The organism is Streptomyces pseudogriseolus (assembly GCA_002154585.1).
Taxonomy (GTDB): Bacteria; Actinomycetota; Actinomycetes; order Streptomycetales; family Streptomycetaceae; genus Streptomyces; species Streptomyces pseudogriseolus.
Genome location: MUNG01000719.1, coordinates 1 through 840, shown reverse-complemented (window position 1 = coordinate 840; position 840 = coordinate 1). Strand labels below are relative to the sequence as shown.

General features: G+C 74.2%; 2 protein-coding genes. Both read left to right on the top strand.

Annotated features, from left to right (window positions below; genetic code table 11):
- Nucleotide 1 precedes the first annotated feature (1 nt).
- Entirely contained in the window at nucleotides 2-604 is a 603-nt protein-coding gene (gene yczE, locus CCN29_RS34320; RefSeq protein ID WP_442538698.1) for a membrane protein YczE, read from the top strand.
- On the top strand, nucleotides 601-840 hold a 240-nt coding region (locus CCN29_RS34315), incomplete at its 3' end, for a glycerophosphodiester phosphodiesterase (protein WP_442538697.1). The genes yczE and CCN29_RS34315, both read left to right, overlap by 4 nt.

Genomic DNA, 840 nt, shown 5'->3' with positions numbered 1-840 from the left:
CCTGGCCCTGTACGGGGCCAGCTCGGCGCTGCTGGTGCGGTCAGGCCTCGGGCTCGAACCGTGGAACGTCCTGCACCAGGGCCTGTCCGAGCGCACCGGACTGTCGATGGGCGTGGTGCTGACCGCGCTGGGCGCGGCCATCCTGCTGCTGTGGATCCCGCTGCGGCAGCGGCCGGGGCTCGGCACGATCTCCAACGTGCTGGTGATCGGCGTGGCGATGGACGCGACGCTGGCCGTGGTGCCGGACGCGCACGGCCTGGCGGTGCGGGTGGCGCTGATGGCGGCGGGGATCGTGCTGAACGGCGCGGCGACCGGCCTCTACATCGCGGCGCGGTTCGGCCCGGGGCCGCGCGACGGGCTGATGACGGGGCTGAACCGGCGCACGGGCCTGTCGGTGCGTCTGGTCCGCACGGCCATCGAGATCACCGTGGTGGTCACCGGCTTCGTGCTGGGCGGCACGGTCGGCGTCGGCACCGTGCTGTATGCGGTGGCCATCGGCCCACTCGCCCAGCTGTTCCTGCGCGTCTTCGCGGTCCCCGTCCCGGACGGGGGCAGCACCGTCGTTGCGGGCCGGACACCCGAGCGGGCGATACTGCGGTCGTGACCCCGCGGATACGCCACCCCTACCTCGACCATCCCGGACCGCTCGCCTTCGCCCACCGGGGCGGGGCCGCGGACGGCCTGGAGAACACGGTCCGGCAGTTCCGGAGCGCCGTCGAGGCGGGCTACCGGTACATCGAGACCGATGTCCACGCCACGCGTGACGGCCGGCTCGTCGCGTTCCACGACGCCACCCTGGACCGGGTCACGGACGGGGCGGGCCGGATCGCCGACCTGCCC